The sequence below is a fragment of the Streptomyces amakusaensis genome (assembly GCF_039532665.1).
GTDB classification, from domain to species: Bacteria; Actinomycetota; Actinomycetes; order Streptomycetales; family Streptomycetaceae; genus Streptomyces; species Streptomyces amakusaensis.
This window is the reverse complement of record NZ_BAAASB010000016.1, coordinates 105,977-122,154: the sequence shown is the minus strand read 5'-3', so window position 1 is coordinate 122,154 and position 16,178 is coordinate 105,977. Positions and strand designations below refer to the sequence as shown.

Sequence of the window (16,178 nt, the reverse complement as noted above, 5' to 3'; positions counted from 1 at the left end):
ATCGGAACACGGTGGATGTGCGGGGAGGGGGTACGGGTCATGCGCGGGCCAGCTGCGGCGCGATCCGCCGCCGCAGCAGCGCGGCCACCGGGAGGGCGCAGCCCGCCACGGCGAGCAGGGTCCCGGCGGCCACGGCGGCGCCCGCCGCCGCGACGGCCGCCGTCGCCGCCCCGCCGGGCGCGAGCCAGACCGCGACCGCGGCGGCCGGGACGGCTCCGGTCAGCGAGCCGGCCAGCCCCAGCGCCGCGCCCTCGCTCAGCACCAGCCGGGCGATCGTCCGGTCCGTCCAGCCGGTGGCCCGCAGGGTGGCGAACTCGCCGGCCCGGTCGCGGATGTTCAGATGCATGACATCGCCGACGGCGACCGCGGCCAGCAGCGCCATCAGCGTCACGGCCGCGATGTCCGTGCCCCGCACCCGTACCGAGACCGCGTCGCCGAGCAGCGATCCGGCGAGCACCCCGTCGAAGGTCCCGAGGGCCGCGACCAGCAGCGTGACCGAGCCCGCCGCGATCGCCGACGCGGCGAGGCCGAGCAGGGCGCGGGCCCGGGAGCGGGCCGTGTTCACCAGCGCCAGCCGCCCGACCCCGCCCACCGGGCGGGCCCGCCGGCCGACCGCGACGGGCGGACGCAGCGCCTCCAGCGGGGCCGCCCGGGACGCCCGCCAGGCCGAGGGCACCCCGCCGAGCACCGCGACGGCGATCGCGCCGGGCACCGAGAGCAGGGCGTACGCGGTGCTCACGGCCGTGTCCAGCACCGCCGCCGCGGCCAGCGCGAGGCCCACCCCCAGCGCCCCGGCGAGGGCCCCGAGTACCAGCAGCTCCCCGAGCACGGCGGTGAACAGCTGCCCCCGGCTCCAGCCGACGGCACAGAGCAGCCCCAGCTCCGCGCGCCGGGCGCGCACGGACGCGGCGGTGGCGTTGCCGATGAACAGGCAGCACACGGTGAGCATCAGGACGAGCAGCACCACGCTCTTGCGGTCCACCGCCTCGGAGATCACGGCCACCACGTTCTTCTTGCTCCACCACTCCTGAAGCCGCAGCTCGGGACGGCCGAAGTGGCCGGCGGGCAGCTCCACCGCCCGGGCGGCGGGCGAGGAGCCGAGCACGATGTCCACCGCCAGGCCGGTGCGGCTCGCGAGGGCCTCGGCGGCGACCCGTACCCGCTCCCGGGAGACGGCGTCGGCCCCGGTGACGCCGGCGACCGAGACGCGCACGGCGGAGATCGGGGCCCGCGCCTGCCGGTCGCCGAGCAGCCCGGCCCGGCCGAGCCAGCCGACGGCGTCGAGGGTGGTGAGCATGAGCGGCGGCTGCTGGAGATAGCCGGTGGGAGAGCTGGCGGGCAGCAGCGGCTTCCCGCCGAGGCGCTCGCGGGAGGCCTGGTCCGCGCCGTGCAGTCCGGGGGCGGTGTACGCGCCCATCGGCACCCGGGCGGCGGCGTCGTACGCGGGCAGCCGCCCCGGGTCGAAGACGCCGGTGTTCCGGCCGTGCACGGCGGGCGGCGCGGCGGGGGCGGCCGGGCGCGGCAGCGGGCGGAACCAGCGGTCGCGCCCGTCGAGGGCCAGTTCGGCGGAGTGCGGCACGGCCCGGGGCCGCAGCGCGCCGTCGGGGGCCACCGTGTAGCGCACCGGCCCCGCGGCCACGAGTTCGCCGAGCGGGCTGACGGTGCCCGGCGCGCTGTCGCGCACGGTGTCGGTGGTGGACAGCTCGGCCCGGTGCAGGGGCGCGCCGCCGCCGCTCCTGCGGATCTCGGTCCGCAGGGTCAGGCCCGTCGGGGCCGCCCGGGCGCGCAGCAGGGGAAGCTCGGTGGAGTCCGCGTACCCCTCCTCGCCCTCGACCGTCACCGGCCTGCCGGGGGCGAGATACCGGCCCGAGGTCAGCGCCCGGTCCAGGCCGAACAGCTCGGCCTCGGCCGCCGGGTCGACTCCGGCGAGGACGTAGGAGGAGGGGAAGGAGAGGACGGCGACGGTCGGCGCGAGGTCGCGCCCGGTGCCGGGTCCCCGGTGCCGGCTGGTGACGCTCGTCCAGGAGAGACAGAGGACGGGCTCCTCCGAGGTGTGGAGGTTCTTCGCCGACGGGGCTTCGTGGCGGCCCCGGCAGACCTCTCTCTCCTCGCCCGACGGCAGCCGTTCCCGATAGCGGTTGGTGACCCGCCGGCTCCCGCCGTCCAGTGTCACCGTCGGACCCTCCTCGACGGTGATCGGGTTCGGGGTGAGGTAGACGCGCCGGCTGCTCTGCCGGACCGTCGAGAGCCCCCGGTCGTACGTCCAGTCGCGGGTGATCTCGAAGGTTCCCCGGGTTCCCTTCGGCAGGATCCGGGCGAGGTCGAGGGTGGCGCGTCCGACCGTCGGCGCGAAGCCCAGCACGGCGATCGGGGCGGCGACGCCGACGCCGGGGGTCTGCCGGATCCGGGCCAGCTGGGCGGTGGTGATGCCGCCGTGCACGTCCGACACGGCGTTGGGCCGCACCAGCTCCAGCCGGGCCTCCAGCGCTCCGGCGGAGCCCTGGGGGCGTACGAGGATGTCGTACGCGCCCCGGGTGCGGGACAGCTCGCCGCGCACGTCGAGCCGGGAGGACTCGGTGGTGGAGGAGAGCACCACGAAGGAGGAGACGGCCGTCAGCACCCCCAGCAGCAGGGCGAGCGATCGCGCCGGCCGCCCCGCCAGCTGTCGCCGGACGAAGAGAAACACCCGGTCCTCTTCCCCTTCTCCCGCCTCCGCGCGGGCTCTCGTGGTGGTCCGCCGGGGGTCCACCGGGTCCGCCGGGTCCGTCCGCCCGCCCGGAGCGGACGGACCCGGCGGCCGGGATCCGTCAGCAGGCTCCGACGGTGTGCCAGGGCTCGCAGTAGGGGCGCGGGCAGGCCGATCCATAGGCCTGGTAACAGCAGCGCTCCTGCTTGAGCCCGCCGCTGCATCTGCTCTCCTTGCGGACCGGGCAGGCCCCGCTGGTGCAGGTGAGCGCGTGGGCCTCGGTCTCCGGCACGAGCTTGTTCAGCAGGGCGTCGCCGATTTTCCTGAGAGCCTTCATGTGATCCCTTTCGCAGGTCCGGTTCCGGTGTCGCGCCGTTCCTCGGGGAACCGGACCCCCGCCCCGGGCGAAGGGCGGGATCCGGTGACAGGACCTCTCAGCAGAACGACCGGGTGAACTCCCATTCACCGCAGTAGGCGTTCATGCAGGCAGGGGGGCGGGCCATGTAGCAGCACCGCTCATGGAGCCGATTGACGATGCACTTGTACTCCTTGCGGGACGGGCACGCCGTACCGCAGGTCACCGCTCTGGCCTCGGCCTCGGGGACCAGCTTCCGCAGTAACGCGTCGCCGACTCGCCGCAGGGCGTTCATACGATCCCTTCCATCGGGGATGAAGCGGCTGAAGTGGATCACTCGTCCGAACCGGGCCGCAACGCTGCGTTCATAATTGTGATCCAGTTCACATTGACGCTTCGGCGGGTCCCTGCACCGGTGGCCCACCGCCCCCACGCCCCCCAGCAGTGGGGGTGGCAGAATCGCCCATGGCGGACGCCGTCCGCCGCCGGCCCCTGGTGGGCGACCCCATCACGTGATGGCCGGCCCCACGACACCAGGGACGACGCGACCCGTGCGAGCATCCGCCCCCAACAGCTCCGCCGCTTTGGACCACGCCCTGTGAGCACCTATCGCGACTTCGCCCACCGGGGCTCCGCCCGGGCCACCGTCCTGCGCACCGTCGGCACCCGCGAGCGGCGCTCGCACCTCACCGCGCCCCGCGTGCCCACCGTCGGGATCGACATCGGCGGCACGAAGGTGATGGCCGGCGTCGTCGACGCCGACGGCGTCATCCTGGAAAAGGTCCGCACCGAGACCCCGCACAAGTCCAAGAGCCCCAAAGTGGTCGAGGACACCATCTGCGAACTCGTCCTCGACCTCTCCGACCGCCACGACGTCCACGCGGTCGGCATCGGCGCGGCTGGCTGGGTCGACGCCGACCGCTCCACGGTCCTCTTCGCCCCCCATCTCGCCTGGCGCAACGAACCCCTGCGCGACGCGCTCTCCGCGCGGCTCGCCGTCCCCGTGCTCGTCGACAACGACGCCAACACCGCCGCCTGGGCGGAGTGGCGCTTCGGCGCCGGACGCGGCGAGGACCATCTGGTGATGATCACCCTCGGCACCGGCATCGGCGGCGCGATCCTGGAGGACGGCCGGGTCAAGCGGGGCAAGTTCGGGGTCGCCGGAGAGTTCGGCCATATGCAGGTGGTGCCCGGCGGACACCGCTGCCCCTGCGGCAACCGGGGCTGCTGGGAGCAGTACAGCTCCGGCAACGCCCTCGTCCGCGAAGCCCGTGAGCTGGCCGCCGCCGAGTCGCCGGTCGCCCACTCCCTCATCGACCGCGTCGGCGGAAACGTCTCGGACATCACCGGCCCGCTCATCACCGAGCTGGCCCGCGAGGGCGACGCGATGTGCGTCGAGCTCTTCCAGGACATCGGCCAGTGGCTCGGCGTCGGCATCGCCAACCTCGCCGCCGCCCTCGACCCCTCCTGCTTCGTCATCGGCGGCGGCGTCAGCGCCGCCGACGACCTCCTCATCGGCCCCGCGAGGGACGGCTTCCGCCGCCACCTCACCGGCCGCGGCTACCGGCCCGAGGCCCGCATCGTCAAGGCCCAGCTCGGCCCCGAGGCCGGCATGGTCGGCGCCGCCGACCTCGCCCGCCTCGTCGCCCGCCGCTTCCGCCGCGCCAACCGCCGCCGCCTCGAACGCCACGAACGGTACGAGCGCTACGCCCAGGTCCTCCGCAACTCCGCCTCCCCCCGAGGCACCACCCCGGAGAGCTAGGCCATGTCGGGATTCCGTCCGACCGCCGCACCCCGGCGCGCGCCCCGGGGCGGCGCGCCCCGGCGTACCCCCAGGTCCGGGCGGGTCCACCCCGCGGACTCCGGCGAAACCGTACACTTCGGTTCAGTCCGCCCTCCCCGGAACCGTCCAGGAAACCCCGCAGTCATGACCGTGCCCCGCCAGTCCGCCTCCCCGGACGAGACCTTCCGGCCCCCGGAGGGCCGCCGAAGGATGATCGTCCGCCGCTGGCTCACGGCGATCATCATCGTTCTCCTCGTCGGCATCCCGGCCGGCTATCTGGTGATCTCCGCCGAGCAGAGCCGCGAGAGCGGCCGGCACAAGGCGGCCGAGTCCTCCGCGAGCGGGCTGCGGGACAACTGGCCGTCCCAGATGAAGCGCCGGGTCTTCGAGATCCCGATCCCGATGAAATCGACCGACGTCGCCTACTTTGAAACCAGCAACTGGCAGACCAGCCGACTGTATGTCCAGTTCACCACCACCGCCGCCGGGCTCGACCGCTTCCTCGCGGACGTGGGCACCGGCCGCGACGAGCTGACCGAGGGCGAGATCGCCATCAGCCGGCGCCACGCCGAGACCGTCGGCTGGGACTTCGGGGGCGACTTCTCCTGGGCGAGCGTCAGCCAGAACAACCCGCACCCCCGCCCCAGCCAGGACATCACCGTCGACCGGACCGACCCCGACCGCCCCAGGGTGTTCGTCGTCTCCGCCGCCAACCCCTGAGCGGCCCCCTTCCTCTTCCCGCCGTCACGGGGCGAGGGTGCCACTCGGCCGGTTCTCCTCCGGCCGGCCGGTACGGAGAGGGCCGGTCGCCGGGCGCCGGAAGTTCTGGGCCACCAGAATCATCAGGGCGATACCGGCCGCCGCCGCGAACACCGCTGTCCGCAGGCCTTCGGTGACGGCATCCCTCAGCGCACCGCCCGCGTGGCCCGATGTGCCGGCATGGGACAGGGCGACGAGGACCGCGAGGCCGACGGCGCTGCCGATCTGCTCCCCAGTCGTCGCGACGCCGGAGGCGATGCCCTGGTCCTCCTCTCCGACACCGGTTGTGGCCGCGGCGTACATCGCCGTGTAGACAATGCCCTGGGCCAGGCTGAGTACGGCGAGCCCCGGCACGATCGCCACGAACGACGCGTCGGGCGCGAGCGCCAGGCCGAAGGCCACCGTGCCCCCGGCGCCGACGGTCAGGCTCAGGGTCAGCGTCTTCCGCATCCCGAGGTGTGTCACCAGGCGGCCTCCGAGCGCGGTGCCGACAAGGACCCCCACACAGGGCACTACGAAGGCGAACCCTGTCCGCAGCGCGCTGAAGCCGTGCACCTCCTGGAGATAGAGGGTGAGGAAGTAAGCGAGCACCCCGAAGGTTGCCATGAACATGAACGTGGTGACGGTGCCGGTGCTCAGATTCCGGTTGCGGAACAGCCGCAGCGGCATCAGCGGATCACGGCCGCGCGCCTGGAGCACGGCGAATCCGGCGAGCAGCACCAGGCCCGTTCCGCCACAGGCGAGGACCTCCGGCGCGGTCCAGCCGGCCTCCGGGCCCTGGGCGAGCGAGAACACGAACAGAGTGGACCCCGCGGTGGCCGTGACGGCGCCGACGAGGTCGAATCCCCCACTCGTCCGGCGGACTCGATCGGCCGGAATCAGCGGGAAGGCCAGCAGCATGCCCACGAGCGCCAAGGGCACATTCGCGTAGAAGACGGCCTCCCAGCCGAACATCTCGGTCAGTACGCCGCCCAGCAGCGAGCCCAGCACCATGCCGCAGCCCGCGGCTCCGGCCCACACGGACAGCGCCTTGTTGCGTTCGTGCCCTTCGGCGAAGGAGGTGGTGACCAGGGACAGTGTGGCCGGGGTGAGGAACGCGCCGCCGAGGCCCTGCCCGGCGCGCGCGGCGACCAGCACCTCGGGTGTGGTCGCCAGAGCGCCGAGCAGCGACGCGGCGAAGTACAGGAAGAGGCCGAGGACGAACATCCGGCGTCTGCCGAAGAGGTCCGACGCCCTCCCCCCGAGGAGCAGGAAGCCGCCGAAGGCGACCGTGTAGCCGCTCACCACCCACTGCAGAGTGCCGGCGGAGAACCCCACGTCCGCGGCGATGTCGGGCAGCGCCACGAAGACGATGTTGTAGTCGAGCCCGATGATGAGGTGGGCGAACGCCAACAGGGCGAGCAGGGAGCCATGTTGACGGCCCGTGGACGGACCGGGGACCGGTGGTGCGATGGACATGGCCGGGTGCCGCTCCTTGTGTGAGAACTGCGGATCTCTTCTGCGTGCGGGTACGGATCACCGGCGTACGGCCGGTCAGGGAAATCAATCCGCTCAGGCCGCGGGCCAGGAGAAGAAGCGGCGCATTCCATAGAGCAATGGCCTTACCCTCTCAAGGGATTGCTGTTCGACGCGGAACACCTCGCCGAAGACCACATGGTGATCGCCCATGGAAAGCGTGTGGCTGATGCGGCAGTCGGCGATGGAATGCGCATCGTTCACCAGATGCGGTCCGCCGAATTCCGGGCCGTACTCCCATTCCACTTTCTTGAATCGGCCCTGATCGCCGGACGCGAAAAGTTTCGCGGTCTCTCCCGCTCCGTCATGCAGCAGATTGACCGCGAAAGTGCATCGGCGCAGCAGGGATTTGAGGGTGTTGCTGTTCTTGTGCAGGCAGACCAGGAGGACGGGGGGCTCCAGGGACACGCTGCTCACCGAGGAGACGGTCAGGCCCGCGAGGCCCTCCTCGGCCTCTCCGGTGGTCACGATGGCGACGCCGGTCGGGAACGTCGTCATCAGAGAACGGAACTGGGAAGGCTCCACGTGCTGCGCGATCGTGGCGCTCGCGGGCGTGGTGACCGCGGGAATCGGGCTGAGGGGACTGTTCATCGCGTTTCGGAATTCTCTCGGCAGGCGGGTGGTGTGCAGAGCGGGGCGCCGGCGAGGCGATGTGCACGGGCCCGTCCGCGATGACGTACGGGACTCACCAGAGGAGCGTCTTCTGCGGGATGCTGCCGCCCAGCAACAGCTCGCCCGCGGACGTCAGATTCTGGTCGCCCGCATCCACATGACGGCACATCGTCGTGACATCCCGCAGCCATCGGTCCATGGGGGACCGCTTGCTGTAGATCGCGGCACCGCCGACGAGGGCGAACAGCCGGCTGACGATGGCGTGGGAGGAGTGGAACGCCTTGTAGCGGGCGAGAGCCGTGGCGATCCGCTCGTCGGCGGTGGGCCGCTGTCCGGCCGCGAGCCTCTTCCACTGCTCGTCGAGGCTGGCGAAGACGTAACTCCGGGCCGCGGAGAGATCCATCTCGCATTCGGCGATGGTCCGCGTGACCCGTTCGAGCCGCGCCCAGGGCGTACCGCTCGTGCGGTCGGTGCGGCTCTCGGCGAGTTCGCGGACATGGTCGAGCGCGGCCCGCGCCAGACCGAGTGGCACGCCCGGCATGGTGCGCAGGATGGCGTCGGGCGCCGCGTGCAGCAGCCCCTCGCGGCGCGGCGCGGAGAAGCTGAAGGAGTGCTCCTCGGGCACGAACAGATCCGAAGTCGAGTAGTCCCGACTGCCGCTCCCCGCGAGACCGGTGGTGTACCAGGAGTCATGGATCTCGAAGTCCTCGGGCCTGGCGATCATCACTCGCCACTGCACCGGGTCGCCGTCGGCGTCCGGCTCCGGTTCGCCGTCGCGGTACACCCGGCAGCCCGCCGTCAGCAGGTCGCAGTGTGTGATGCCGCTGCCGAAGACCCAGTCGCCGCTGATCCTGTAGCCGCCGGGCACGCGCTCGGCGCGACCCACCGGGTTCAGGAAACCTGCGGTGGCCGTGTCGAGATCCGGGAACAGCTCGCGGGCCACCGAATCCTCCAGATAGCCGGAGAAGATCCCGGAGTCGGCGCCGATCATCGCGCACCAGGCGGCGGACGCGTCACCGGTGGCGATGGCCTCGATGACCTCGGTCTGCTGCGCTGAGGTCAGCTCGGGCCCGCCCCATGCCGCGGGCATGGCCATACGGAACACGCCGGTGGAGCGCAGGAGCGCCACGACGTCGTCCGGCAGTTGCCGCTTCCGGTCGATGTCCTCGGACCTGCCGCGCAGGATCCCGGCGGCGGCACGGGCACGGGAGAGGATCTCGGCGGCGTCGATGCCGGCGGTGTCGTGCACGGCCGAGCCGCGTGGAAGTTTCATGGAGTTCGCTGTGCTCTCAGCGGTCGGGATAGCCATGCCGGCAGACGCTAGTCGGGGTCGATAGTGCATCACATCCACTCGACGGTGACATTTCCGATGCCACCCCGGTTGACTATTTCGAACCGCCAAGTTGCCCGGGGTATACACTTCTTCACCCCCGGGATACAAATTCATTGAGCCTGCGCGCAATGCGGTTACGATGCCGTCTGTGAATAAATATCCGCTCGAACCCACTGCCAGCGAAATGCACTCGATGGGAGAGGCCGCGCTCGCTCTCGTGGAGGAGTTTGTCAATGGGCTGCCAGAGGCTCCCGCCGTAGACCTCGATGGTGCCATGGAGTTAGCCAGAGAACTTCAGGAGAGGGCGCCCGAGGAAGGCAGTTCATTCACCGAACTGCTCGATATCGTGGCCGTTGCGTCAAGTAAAGTCATCAATAATTCGGGGCCTGGCTTCCTGGCGTACATACCCGGTGGCGGCCTCTTCACCTCGGCTCTCGCGGACCTCCTCGCGGCCGGCTTCAACCGCTATGTGAGTCTCGCCGGGAAGGCCCCCGTGATCGCGCAGATCGAGGCGACCGCGGTGCGCTGGCTGTGCGACATGTTCGACTACCCGGACGAAGCCCGAGGAGTGCTGACCTCGGGCGGTTCGATGGCCAACTTCTCGGCGGTCGTGACCGCACGCAAGGCGAAGCTGGGTGAGGACTTCTCCCTGGGGGTGCTCTACACCTCGCATCAGGCGCACGCCTCGTGCGCCACGGCCGGATATCTCGCCGGGTTCCCGAAGTCGCGGGTGCGCCTGGTGCCGACGGACGCTTTCCTGCGGATGGATGTGGACGCGCTGGCCGCGATGGTGACCGCCGATCGCGCGGCAGGCCTGCACCCGTTCATGGTCATGGCGTCGGCGGGCACCACCAACACCGGCTCCGTGGACCCGATCGGCGAGATCGGAGCGCTGACCCGGGCCGAGAACATGTGGCTGCACGTGGACGCGGCCTACGGCGGCCCGTTCAGGATGACGGCGTACGGCCGGGAACTGTTCGCGGGTATCGAGGAGGCCGAATCCATCACACTCGATCCGCACAAGGCGCTGTTCGTTCCCTACGGAACCGGCGCGTTGATCGTGCGTGACGGCGCCCGGCTGCGCGACGCGCACCATGTGGCCGCCGACTACCTCCAGGACATGGAGGGCCTGGAAGAGCAAATTCCGAGTTTCTCGGAGTACTCGATGGAGCTGTCCCGAAACTTCCGGGGGCTGCGTCTGTGGCTGCCGATCAAGCTGCACGGGATGGCGGCGTTCCGGGAGGCGCTGGAAGAGAAACGCGAACTGGCCTGCTATCTCTATGACGAGTTGCGCGCGACGCCGGGCTTTGAAGTGCCGCTGGAGCCGGATCTCACGGCGGTCGCGTTCCGCTACCTGCCGGAGGACGGGGACGCGGATCTTTTCAACCAGCGGCTGTTGCAGCGCATCAATGATTCCAAGCGGGTCTTCCTGTCGAGCACCAACCTCGACGGTCACTTCGTGATACGGGCCTGTGTGGTCTCGCACCGTACCCACCGCGATCGTGTCGAGGAGGCTTTGCGGATCATCAAGGGAGCGGCGCGCGAACTGGCCTCATGTGGCTGACGATGACCGCGGGCGCGCCTGAGAGCCACGGCGTCGAAATCCCGCCACGCGCACCCCTGTTGACCGCCGAGCGCTTCCGGGGGTGCCCGGCTGTGCGCCCCGCCCTCCGTCGGCACGCGGTTGTCGGCACGGGGCCGTCTTCCGTGATAGAAACTGGGTCATCCGTTCAGGTTTCTCGCTGTGCGCCGTGGAGGCCCTCATGCATCACTTCCCACTGCCCGACAGCAAGCACGAGGAGGTGACCGATGGCTAACCCCTACCGCGCGCTCTTCTCCGCGCCCGGCACCAAGAGGTTCTCCGCCGCTGGGCTGATGGCCCGGATTCCGCTTCCGATGACGCACATGGGCATCCTCACCATGCTGTCCGAGCTGACCGGCCAGTACGCGCTCGCGGGTGCTGTCGCCGGGACGTTCACCCTGTCCATGGCGCTGGTGGGCCCTCAGATCTCGCGCCTGGTGGACCGGTTGGGCCAAGGGCGTGTGCTGCTTCCCGCGACCGGCATCAGTGTCGCCGCCCTCGGCGGTCTGCTGCTGTGCGCGTACTATGGCGCGCCGTCCTGGACCCTGTTCCTGTTCGCGCTGCTCGCCGGTTTCATGCCGAGCATGGGGGCGATGGTCAGGGCCCGTTGGACCCATCTGTACCGCGGCTCCTCCCAGCTGAACACCGCGTACTCGCTGGAGGCGGTGGTCGACGAGCTGACGTACATCATCGGGCCCGCCATCGCGGTGATGCTGAGCACCACCCTGTTCCCCGAGGCGGGGCCGATGGTGGCGATGGTGCTGCTCGCCGCGGGCGTGCTGCTGTTCATTCCGCAGAAGCGGACCGAGCCGCCGGTGCAGCCGGCCGCCCGTTCCTCCGGGCGCTCGGTGATTCGTTCCCGATCGGTGCTGATGCTGGCCCTGATACTGATGTTCGGCGGAGCCATCGCCGGCACCATCGACACGATGGGCCTCGCCTTCGCTCAGGAACAAGGGCAGAAGGGGGCCGCGGGCATCGTCTTCACCGTGTACGCCATTGGGTCCGCCATCTCCGGACTCACCTTCGGCGCCGTGAAGTGGAACGTGCCGATGCCGCGCCTTCTGGTGATCGGCGTGGCCGGCACGGCGCTGACCGCGGTGCCGCTCCTCTTCGTGAACAGCATCGCGACGCTGTCGGTCGCCGTGTTCTTCGCGGGCGTGTTCTTCGCGCCCACCATGGTGACCATCATGGGCATCGTCGAGAAGGTCACCCCCGACGCCCAGCTCACCGAGGGAATGACCTGGATGATCGCGGGACTTCAGATCGGTATCGCGCTCGGCGCGGCGGCGTCCGGTCTGGTCGTCGACTCCTTCGGCATCGACGCGGGCTTCACCGTCGCCCTGGCCGTCGGGGCGATCGCGTTCCTGATCACCCTGCTGAGCTACCGCCACCTCACGTCCGAGACGGAACGCGTCGCCCGGCGAGAGGCCGCAGTGCAAGAGGAGGCCACCTCTGTGACCGGTGCTTGAGCCGCGGAGTGACGGCGCCCCCTCCCGCCCGGAGAGGGGGCGCCACCGGCCGGGTATCGTCACCGTGAGCACCATCGGACCGGGAGATCCACACTGAACGAGCCGATCACCGACGGCCGCCGGATCAAGGGCGAACGCCGTCGACGAGCACTGATCGAGGCCACCTTGCGCGTGATCGAACGTGACGGGGCGTCGGGCGTGAGCCATCGCACCGTCGCCCGCGAGGCCGAGCTGCCGGCCACCGCGAGCACGTACTACTTCGAAAGCATCGACGCCCTGCTGACCGCGGCGCTCACGTCCTGCATGAACGAGGACGCGGAGCGGATACGTGCGCTGATCGAGGCTCCCGACGACGGTACCGACAAACGGAGGGGACTCGCTCTCCTGATGGTCGAGATCCTGTCGACGCCGGGGCATCTGCTCGCGGAGTTCGAGCTGTGCCTGCTCGCCTCGCGCCGGCCCGATCTCCGCGGGCCGACCCGGCACTGGGCCGAGACGCTACGTGCCTTCGCCCGGCTGTTCACGGACGATCCGCTGCGGGTCGAGGTCTTCTCGAACGCGTACGACGGGCTGCTGCTGAAAGCCCTGATGGCCGACGAGCCCCCTTCGGCGGACGGATTCGAAGCCATGCTGCGACAGTTGCTTCCCGACGGCATCTGAGCCGGTCGGCGCTCCGGTGGTTATCGCGCGATGCCCGGGACGGGCGGGAATCCGGCTCATTCTGACACTCGAAATATTCTAAATGTCTCCAGATGGTCGCATTCGCTATCCTTCTCGATGCTTCCCGTGAACTCCATATTGACAAACAAGTTGGCTTGAAAGGGATATTAACTGATTCCAGAAATCCATTGAATATCCTTATGCACTGCTGCCGCCCCTAAGGGGGAGGTAGCATTGCGGCACGTTCAACGGCAACTGCACGCAGTCGAATCACAGGGGTGATGGCAATCGTGATCCGTGTCCTGGTGGCTGATGCACACGCCGCCGCCCGAGCCGGATTCTCCCTGCTGGTCGACACCGCCCCCGACATGGAAGTGGTGGGTGCGGCCGCCGACGGCGAGGCCGTCGTGGACCTGGCCCATCGGGAGAGGCCCGACGTGGTGCTGATGGACACGCATCTGCCCGGTCTGGACGGGCTGGAGGCGACCGCGCGCATCACCCAGAGCCGGAATCTGCGCGATGTGCACGTCCTGATCCTGACCATCCATGACGACGACGTCCACCTGTTCCGTTCGCTCGCCGCCGGCGCCAGCGGGTTCCTGCCCGTCGACACGGAGCCCGAGGACCTTTTGAAGGGCATCCGCGCGACGGCCGCCGGACAGTCCTGGCTCAACCCCCGGCACACCAGGCGTCTCATCGACACCCATGTCGCGCGGTTGCCGTCATTCGGCCTTCTCGACGCCGCGGCCAGCCCCGCCCTGGCCCTCGCCCTCGCGGAGCTGAGCAACCGCGAGCGCGAGGTTCTCGCCCTCGTCGGGCAGGGTCTGACCAATCGGGAGATAGCCGAGCGGCTGAGCCTGAGTCCACTGACGGCGAAGACGTATGTCAGCCGTCTCATGACCAAACTCGATGCCCGTGACCGGGTCCAGCTGGCCATCAATGCCATGGGATCGGATCTGGCCTCCCCCCACACGTGCCCGCCCCAGGTCCCTTGGCGCAAGGCGCGTCACCCCAAGGCCGGGTAGCCGGGGTCTGCCGGGAAGCGAGCCGCGGCCCGGCGGAGACCTTGTCGCGCTTTTCAGGGCCATCCGGGTTCGACCGGCCCGGTTTCGAAAAGGCCGATCGCCGATTTCGCCAGAGCGTTTTCACAGGTGTCACGACCCAAGCCGACCGGTGCCCCGATCTCCGCTCGGTCCAGGTGGCCTGAGAGTGTAAATGGCGTGTACAGCTACTCCGTATCCCCGACTACCCTGTTTTCCCCCGCATTTCATGGCCCCCGTGTGTGGCGGAGGGCGGAGACCGAACGGCAGAGCCGATCACGTGATCCTGCCGCGGGCTCCGACACGGGCCCGGGCGCGGGCGCGCCGCCCGGAGGCGCATCCTCGCAGCGCGGATGCGGAAGATCTTCGCCCTGCGGCGGACGCATGGGGAGGTCCCGCGAGTGTTCCGCCCCGCTCCCGTGAGCGACGGTGAGATATGGGAGCGTGAGCGGGTGAGTGAGACGACGACCAAGACCCTGCAATACCGCGTTGACGGGCCGGACGACGCGCCCGTCCTCATCCTCGGCCCCTCCCTCGGCACCACCTGGCACATGTGGGACCGGCAGATAGCGGACCTGTCCCGCGAGTGGCGGGTCTTCCGCTACGACCTGCCGGGCCACGGCGGCGCACCCGCCCACCCCGCCGCCGCCGTCGGCGACCTCACCGACAGACTTCTCGCCACCCTCGACGAACTGGGCATCCAGCGCTTCGGCTACGCGGGCTGCTCCATCGGGGGAGCGGTCGGCATCGATCTGGCGCTGCGCCACCCCCAGCGCGTCGCCTCCCTCGCGCTGGTCGCCGCCTCCCCCCGGTTCGGGACGGCGGACGAGTTCCGCAGGCGCGGGGTGGTGGTGCGCACCAACGGGCTCGACCCGATCGCCCGCAGCGCCCCCGAGAGCTGGTTCACCCAGGGCTTCGCCGCCGCCCAGCCCGCGATCGTGGAGTGGGCGGTGCAGATGGTCCGGACCACCGACCCCGGCTGCTACATAGCCGCCTGCGAGGCGCTCGCCGCCTTCGACGTCCGCGAGGACCTCGGCCGGGTCGGGGTGCCCACCCTCGTGCTGGTCGGCTCGGAGGACCGGGTCACCGGGCCCGCCGAGGCCCGCACCCTGGTCGCCGGGATAGCCGACGCCCGGCTCGCGCTGGTGCCCGGGGCCTCGCACCTCGCGCCCGTGGAGCAGCCGGCCGCCGTCACCGACCTGCTGGCCGGACACTTCGCCGGCGTCGCCCAGGACACGCACACCGCGATCCCCGCGCCGCCCTCGGCGATGCTCTCCGCACCCGTCGCCCCCATCGCGGAGATCGCCCCCGCGATGCCCCAGATGACCGCGTCGGGCCGCCCCGACCCGTACGAGCCGGGCATGAGGATCCGCCGCGAGATCCTCGGCGACGCCCATGTCGACCGGGTGAGCGCCGAGGCCGACGGCTTCACCGCCGACTTCCAGGAGCTGGCCACCCGCTACGCCTGGGGCGAGATCTGGGCCCGGGAGGGCCTGGACCGGCGCACCCGCAGCGTGGTCACGCTGACCGCCCTGGTCGCGGGCGGCCACCGGGAGGAGCTGGCCGTGCACACCAGGGCCGCCCTGCGCAACGGCCTCACCCCCGACGAGATCCGGGAGATCCTCCTCCACACGGCCGTGTACTGCGGGGTTCCGGCCGCCGCCGCGGCCTTCGCGGTGGCCCGCGAGGTCGTCCAGGAGGAGACCGCCCCCGGTCCGTAGCAGGATGGGCCCATGAGGCTCACCAAGAAGAGGCACTCCTGCGTCCGGCTGGAGAAGGACGGGGCGACCCTCGTCATCGACCCCGGCGGCTTCAGCGAGGAGGACGCCGCGGCCGGCGCCGACGCCGTGCTGATCACCCACGAGCATCCCGACCACTTCGACGAGGGCCGCGTCCGCGCGGCCCTCGCCGCCGGGGCCGAGGTGTGGACGCTCGGGAGCGTCGCCGAGCGGCTCTCCGCGGCGTTCCCGGGGCGGGTGCGGACCGTCGGCCACGGCGACGCCTTCACCGCGGCCGGCTTCGGCGTACAGGTCCACGGCGAACTCCACGCCGTGATCCACCCGGATCTCCCCAGGATCACCAACATCGGCTTCCTGGTGGACGGCTCGCTCTTCCACCCCGGCGACGCCCTCACCGTGCCGGACCACCCCGTCGACACGCTGCTGCTCCCCGTACAGGCCCCGTGGAGCAAGATCTCCGAGGTCGTCGACTATCTCCGGGAGGTCGCGCCGAGACGCGCCATCGACGTCCACGACGCGCTGATCACCGATCTCGCCCGGCCGATCTACGACACCCACCTCGGCAATCTCGGCGGCGCGGAGCACGGCCGGCTGACCCCGGGGGAGAGCGCCGATCTGTGACTGTCGTACCCCGGCGTTAGGCTT

At 70.7% G+C, this 16,178-nt stretch carries 14 protein-coding genes; 8 read left to right on the top strand and 6 right to left on the bottom strand.

What is annotated here, in order from left to right; translation table 11 throughout:
• Positions 1-37: 37 nt before the first annotated feature.
• The 3 genes from ABD371_RS26420 to ABD371_RS26410 all read right to left on the bottom strand — a co-directional run bounded on the left by ABD371_RS26420 (position 38) and on the right by ABD371_RS26410 (position 3,336).
• Positions 38-2,686 carry an FtsX-like permease family protein gene (locus ABD371_RS26420; RefSeq protein ID WP_344481782.1) on the bottom strand — a complete coding sequence of 883 codons (2,649 nt, stop codon included), beginning with the start codon at positions 2,684-2,686 and terminating at the stop codon, positions 38-40.
• A 121-nt stretch (positions 2,687-2,807) separates the two neighbouring features.
• Complete coding sequence (locus ABD371_RS26415; RefSeq protein ID WP_344481778.1) at positions 2,808-3,023, bottom strand: hypothetical protein; 216 nt, start codon at positions 3,021-3,023, stop codon at positions 2,808-2,810.
• A 97-nt stretch (positions 3,024-3,120) separates the two neighbouring features.
• A complete protein-coding gene (locus ABD371_RS26410) occupies positions 3,121-3,336 on the bottom strand; it encodes a hypothetical protein (RefSeq protein WP_190123393.1) in 216 nt (71 codons plus the stop codon).
• A gap of 303 nt (positions 3,337-3,639) precedes the next feature.
• Here ABD371_RS26410 and ABD371_RS26405 point away from each other — a divergent pair, with 303 nt between their 5' ends.
• Both ABD371_RS26405 and ABD371_RS26400 read left to right on the top strand, forming a co-directional pair.
• Entirely contained in the window at positions 3,640-4,803 is a 1,164-nt protein-coding gene (locus ABD371_RS26405; protein WP_344481769.1) for an ROK family glucokinase, read from the top strand.
• Between the two features lie 165 nt (positions 4,804-4,968).
• Positions 4,969-5,544, top strand: coding sequence for a hypothetical protein (locus tag ABD371_RS26400; RefSeq protein ID WP_344481765.1), 576 nt, complete (start codon positions 4,969-4,971; stop codon positions 5,542-5,544).
• A 24-nt stretch (positions 5,545-5,568) separates the two neighbouring features.
• On the opposite strand, the gene ABD371_RS26395 is transcribed toward ABD371_RS26400, so the two are convergent.
• From ABD371_RS26395 to ABD371_RS26385, 3 genes are all read right to left on the bottom strand, one after another.
• Positions 5,569-7,041 carry an MFS transporter gene (locus ABD371_RS26395; RefSeq protein WP_344481761.1) on the bottom strand — a complete coding sequence of 491 codons (1,473 nt, stop codon included), beginning with the start codon at positions 7,039-7,041 and terminating at the stop codon, positions 5,569-5,571.
• 93 nt (positions 7,042-7,134) lie between these two features.
• The gene (locus ABD371_RS26390; RefSeq protein WP_344481758.1) at positions 7,135-7,689 is read right to left on the bottom strand and encodes a flavin reductase family protein; all 555 of its coding nucleotides are present in this window, start codon (positions 7,687-7,689) and stop codon (positions 7,135-7,137) included.
• Between the two features lie 94 nt (positions 7,690-7,783).
• Positions 7,784-8,983, bottom strand: coding sequence for an acyl-CoA dehydrogenase family protein (locus tag ABD371_RS26385; RefSeq protein WP_344481755.1), 1,200 nt, complete (start codon positions 8,981-8,983; stop codon positions 7,784-7,786).
• A 208-nt stretch (positions 8,984-9,191) separates the two neighbouring features.
• Between ABD371_RS26385 and ABD371_RS26380 the strand changes: the two genes are divergently transcribed.
• From ABD371_RS26380 to ABD371_RS26355, 6 genes are all read left to right on the top strand, one after another.
• Positions 9,192-10,607: a pyridoxal phosphate-dependent decarboxylase family protein gene (locus ABD371_RS26380; RefSeq protein ID WP_344481752.1), complete on the top strand. Its 1,416-nt coding sequence runs from the start codon at positions 9,192-9,194 to the stop codon at positions 10,605-10,607.
• 245 nt (positions 10,608-10,852) lie between these two features.
• A complete protein-coding gene (locus ABD371_RS26375; protein WP_344481744.1) occupies positions 10,853-12,094 on the top strand; it encodes an MFS transporter in 1,242 nt (413 codons plus the stop codon).
• A 198-nt stretch (positions 12,095-12,292) separates the two neighbouring features.
• On the top strand, positions 12,293-12,754 hold the full coding sequence (locus ABD371_RS26370) for a TetR/AcrR family transcriptional regulator (RefSeq protein WP_344481736.1): 462 nt from the start codon (positions 12,293-12,295) through the stop codon (positions 12,752-12,754).
• A gap of 281 nt (positions 12,755-13,035) precedes the next feature.
• Entirely contained in the window at positions 13,036-13,779 is a 744-nt protein-coding gene (locus ABD371_RS26365; protein WP_344481733.1) for a response regulator transcription factor, read from the top strand.
• 467 nt (positions 13,780-14,246) lie between these two features.
• Positions 14,247-15,515 carry a bifunctional 3-oxoadipate enol-lactonase/4-carboxymuconolactone decarboxylase PcaDC gene (gene pcaDC / locus ABD371_RS26360; protein WP_344481729.1) on the top strand — a complete coding sequence of 423 codons (1,269 nt, stop codon included), beginning with the start codon at positions 14,247-14,249 and terminating at the stop codon, positions 15,513-15,515.
• Between the two features lie 12 nt (positions 15,516-15,527).
• Entirely contained in the window at positions 15,528-16,154 is a 627-nt protein-coding gene (locus ABD371_RS26355) for an MBL fold metallo-hydrolase (protein ID WP_344481726.1), read from the top strand.
• The last annotated feature ends 24 nt before the right edge of the window (positions 16,155-16,178 follow it).

Bases quoted from the DNA above. Each gene is read 5' to 3' on its own strand.
- ABD371_RS26415 (WP_344481778.1), bottom strand. From the start codon at position 3,023: ATGAAGGCTCTCAGGAAAATCGGCGACGCCCTGCTGAACAAGCTCGTG.
- ABD371_RS26410 (WP_190123393.1), bottom strand. From the start codon at position 3,336: ATGAACGCCCTGCGGCGAGTCGGCGACGCGTTACTGCGGAAGCTGGTC.
- ABD371_RS26400 (WP_344481765.1), top strand. From the start codon at position 4,969: ATGACCGTGCCCCGCCAGTCCGCCTCCCCGGACGAGACCTTCCGGCCC.
- ABD371_RS26395 (WP_344481761.1), bottom strand. From the start codon at position 7,041: ATGTCCATCGCACCACCGGTCCCCGGTCCGTCCACGGGCCGTCAACAT.
- ABD371_RS26390 (WP_344481758.1), bottom strand. From the start codon at position 7,689: ATGAACAGTCCCCTCAGCCCGATTCCCGCGGTCACCACGCCCGCGAGC.
- ABD371_RS26385 (WP_344481755.1), bottom strand. From the start codon at position 8,983: ATGAAACTTCCACGCGGCTCGGCCGTGCACGACACCGCCGGCATCGAC.
- ABD371_RS26375 (WP_344481744.1), top strand. From the start codon at position 10,853: ATGGCTAACCCCTACCGCGCGCTCTTCTCCGCGCCCGGCACCAAGAGG.
- ABD371_RS26365 (WP_344481733.1), top strand. From the start codon at position 13,036: ATGGCAATCGTGATCCGTGTCCTGGTGGCTGATGCACACGCCGCCGCC.
- ABD371_RS26355 (WP_344481726.1), top strand. From the start codon at position 15,528: ATGAGGCTCACCAAGAAGAGGCACTCCTGCGTCCGGCTGGAGAAGGAC.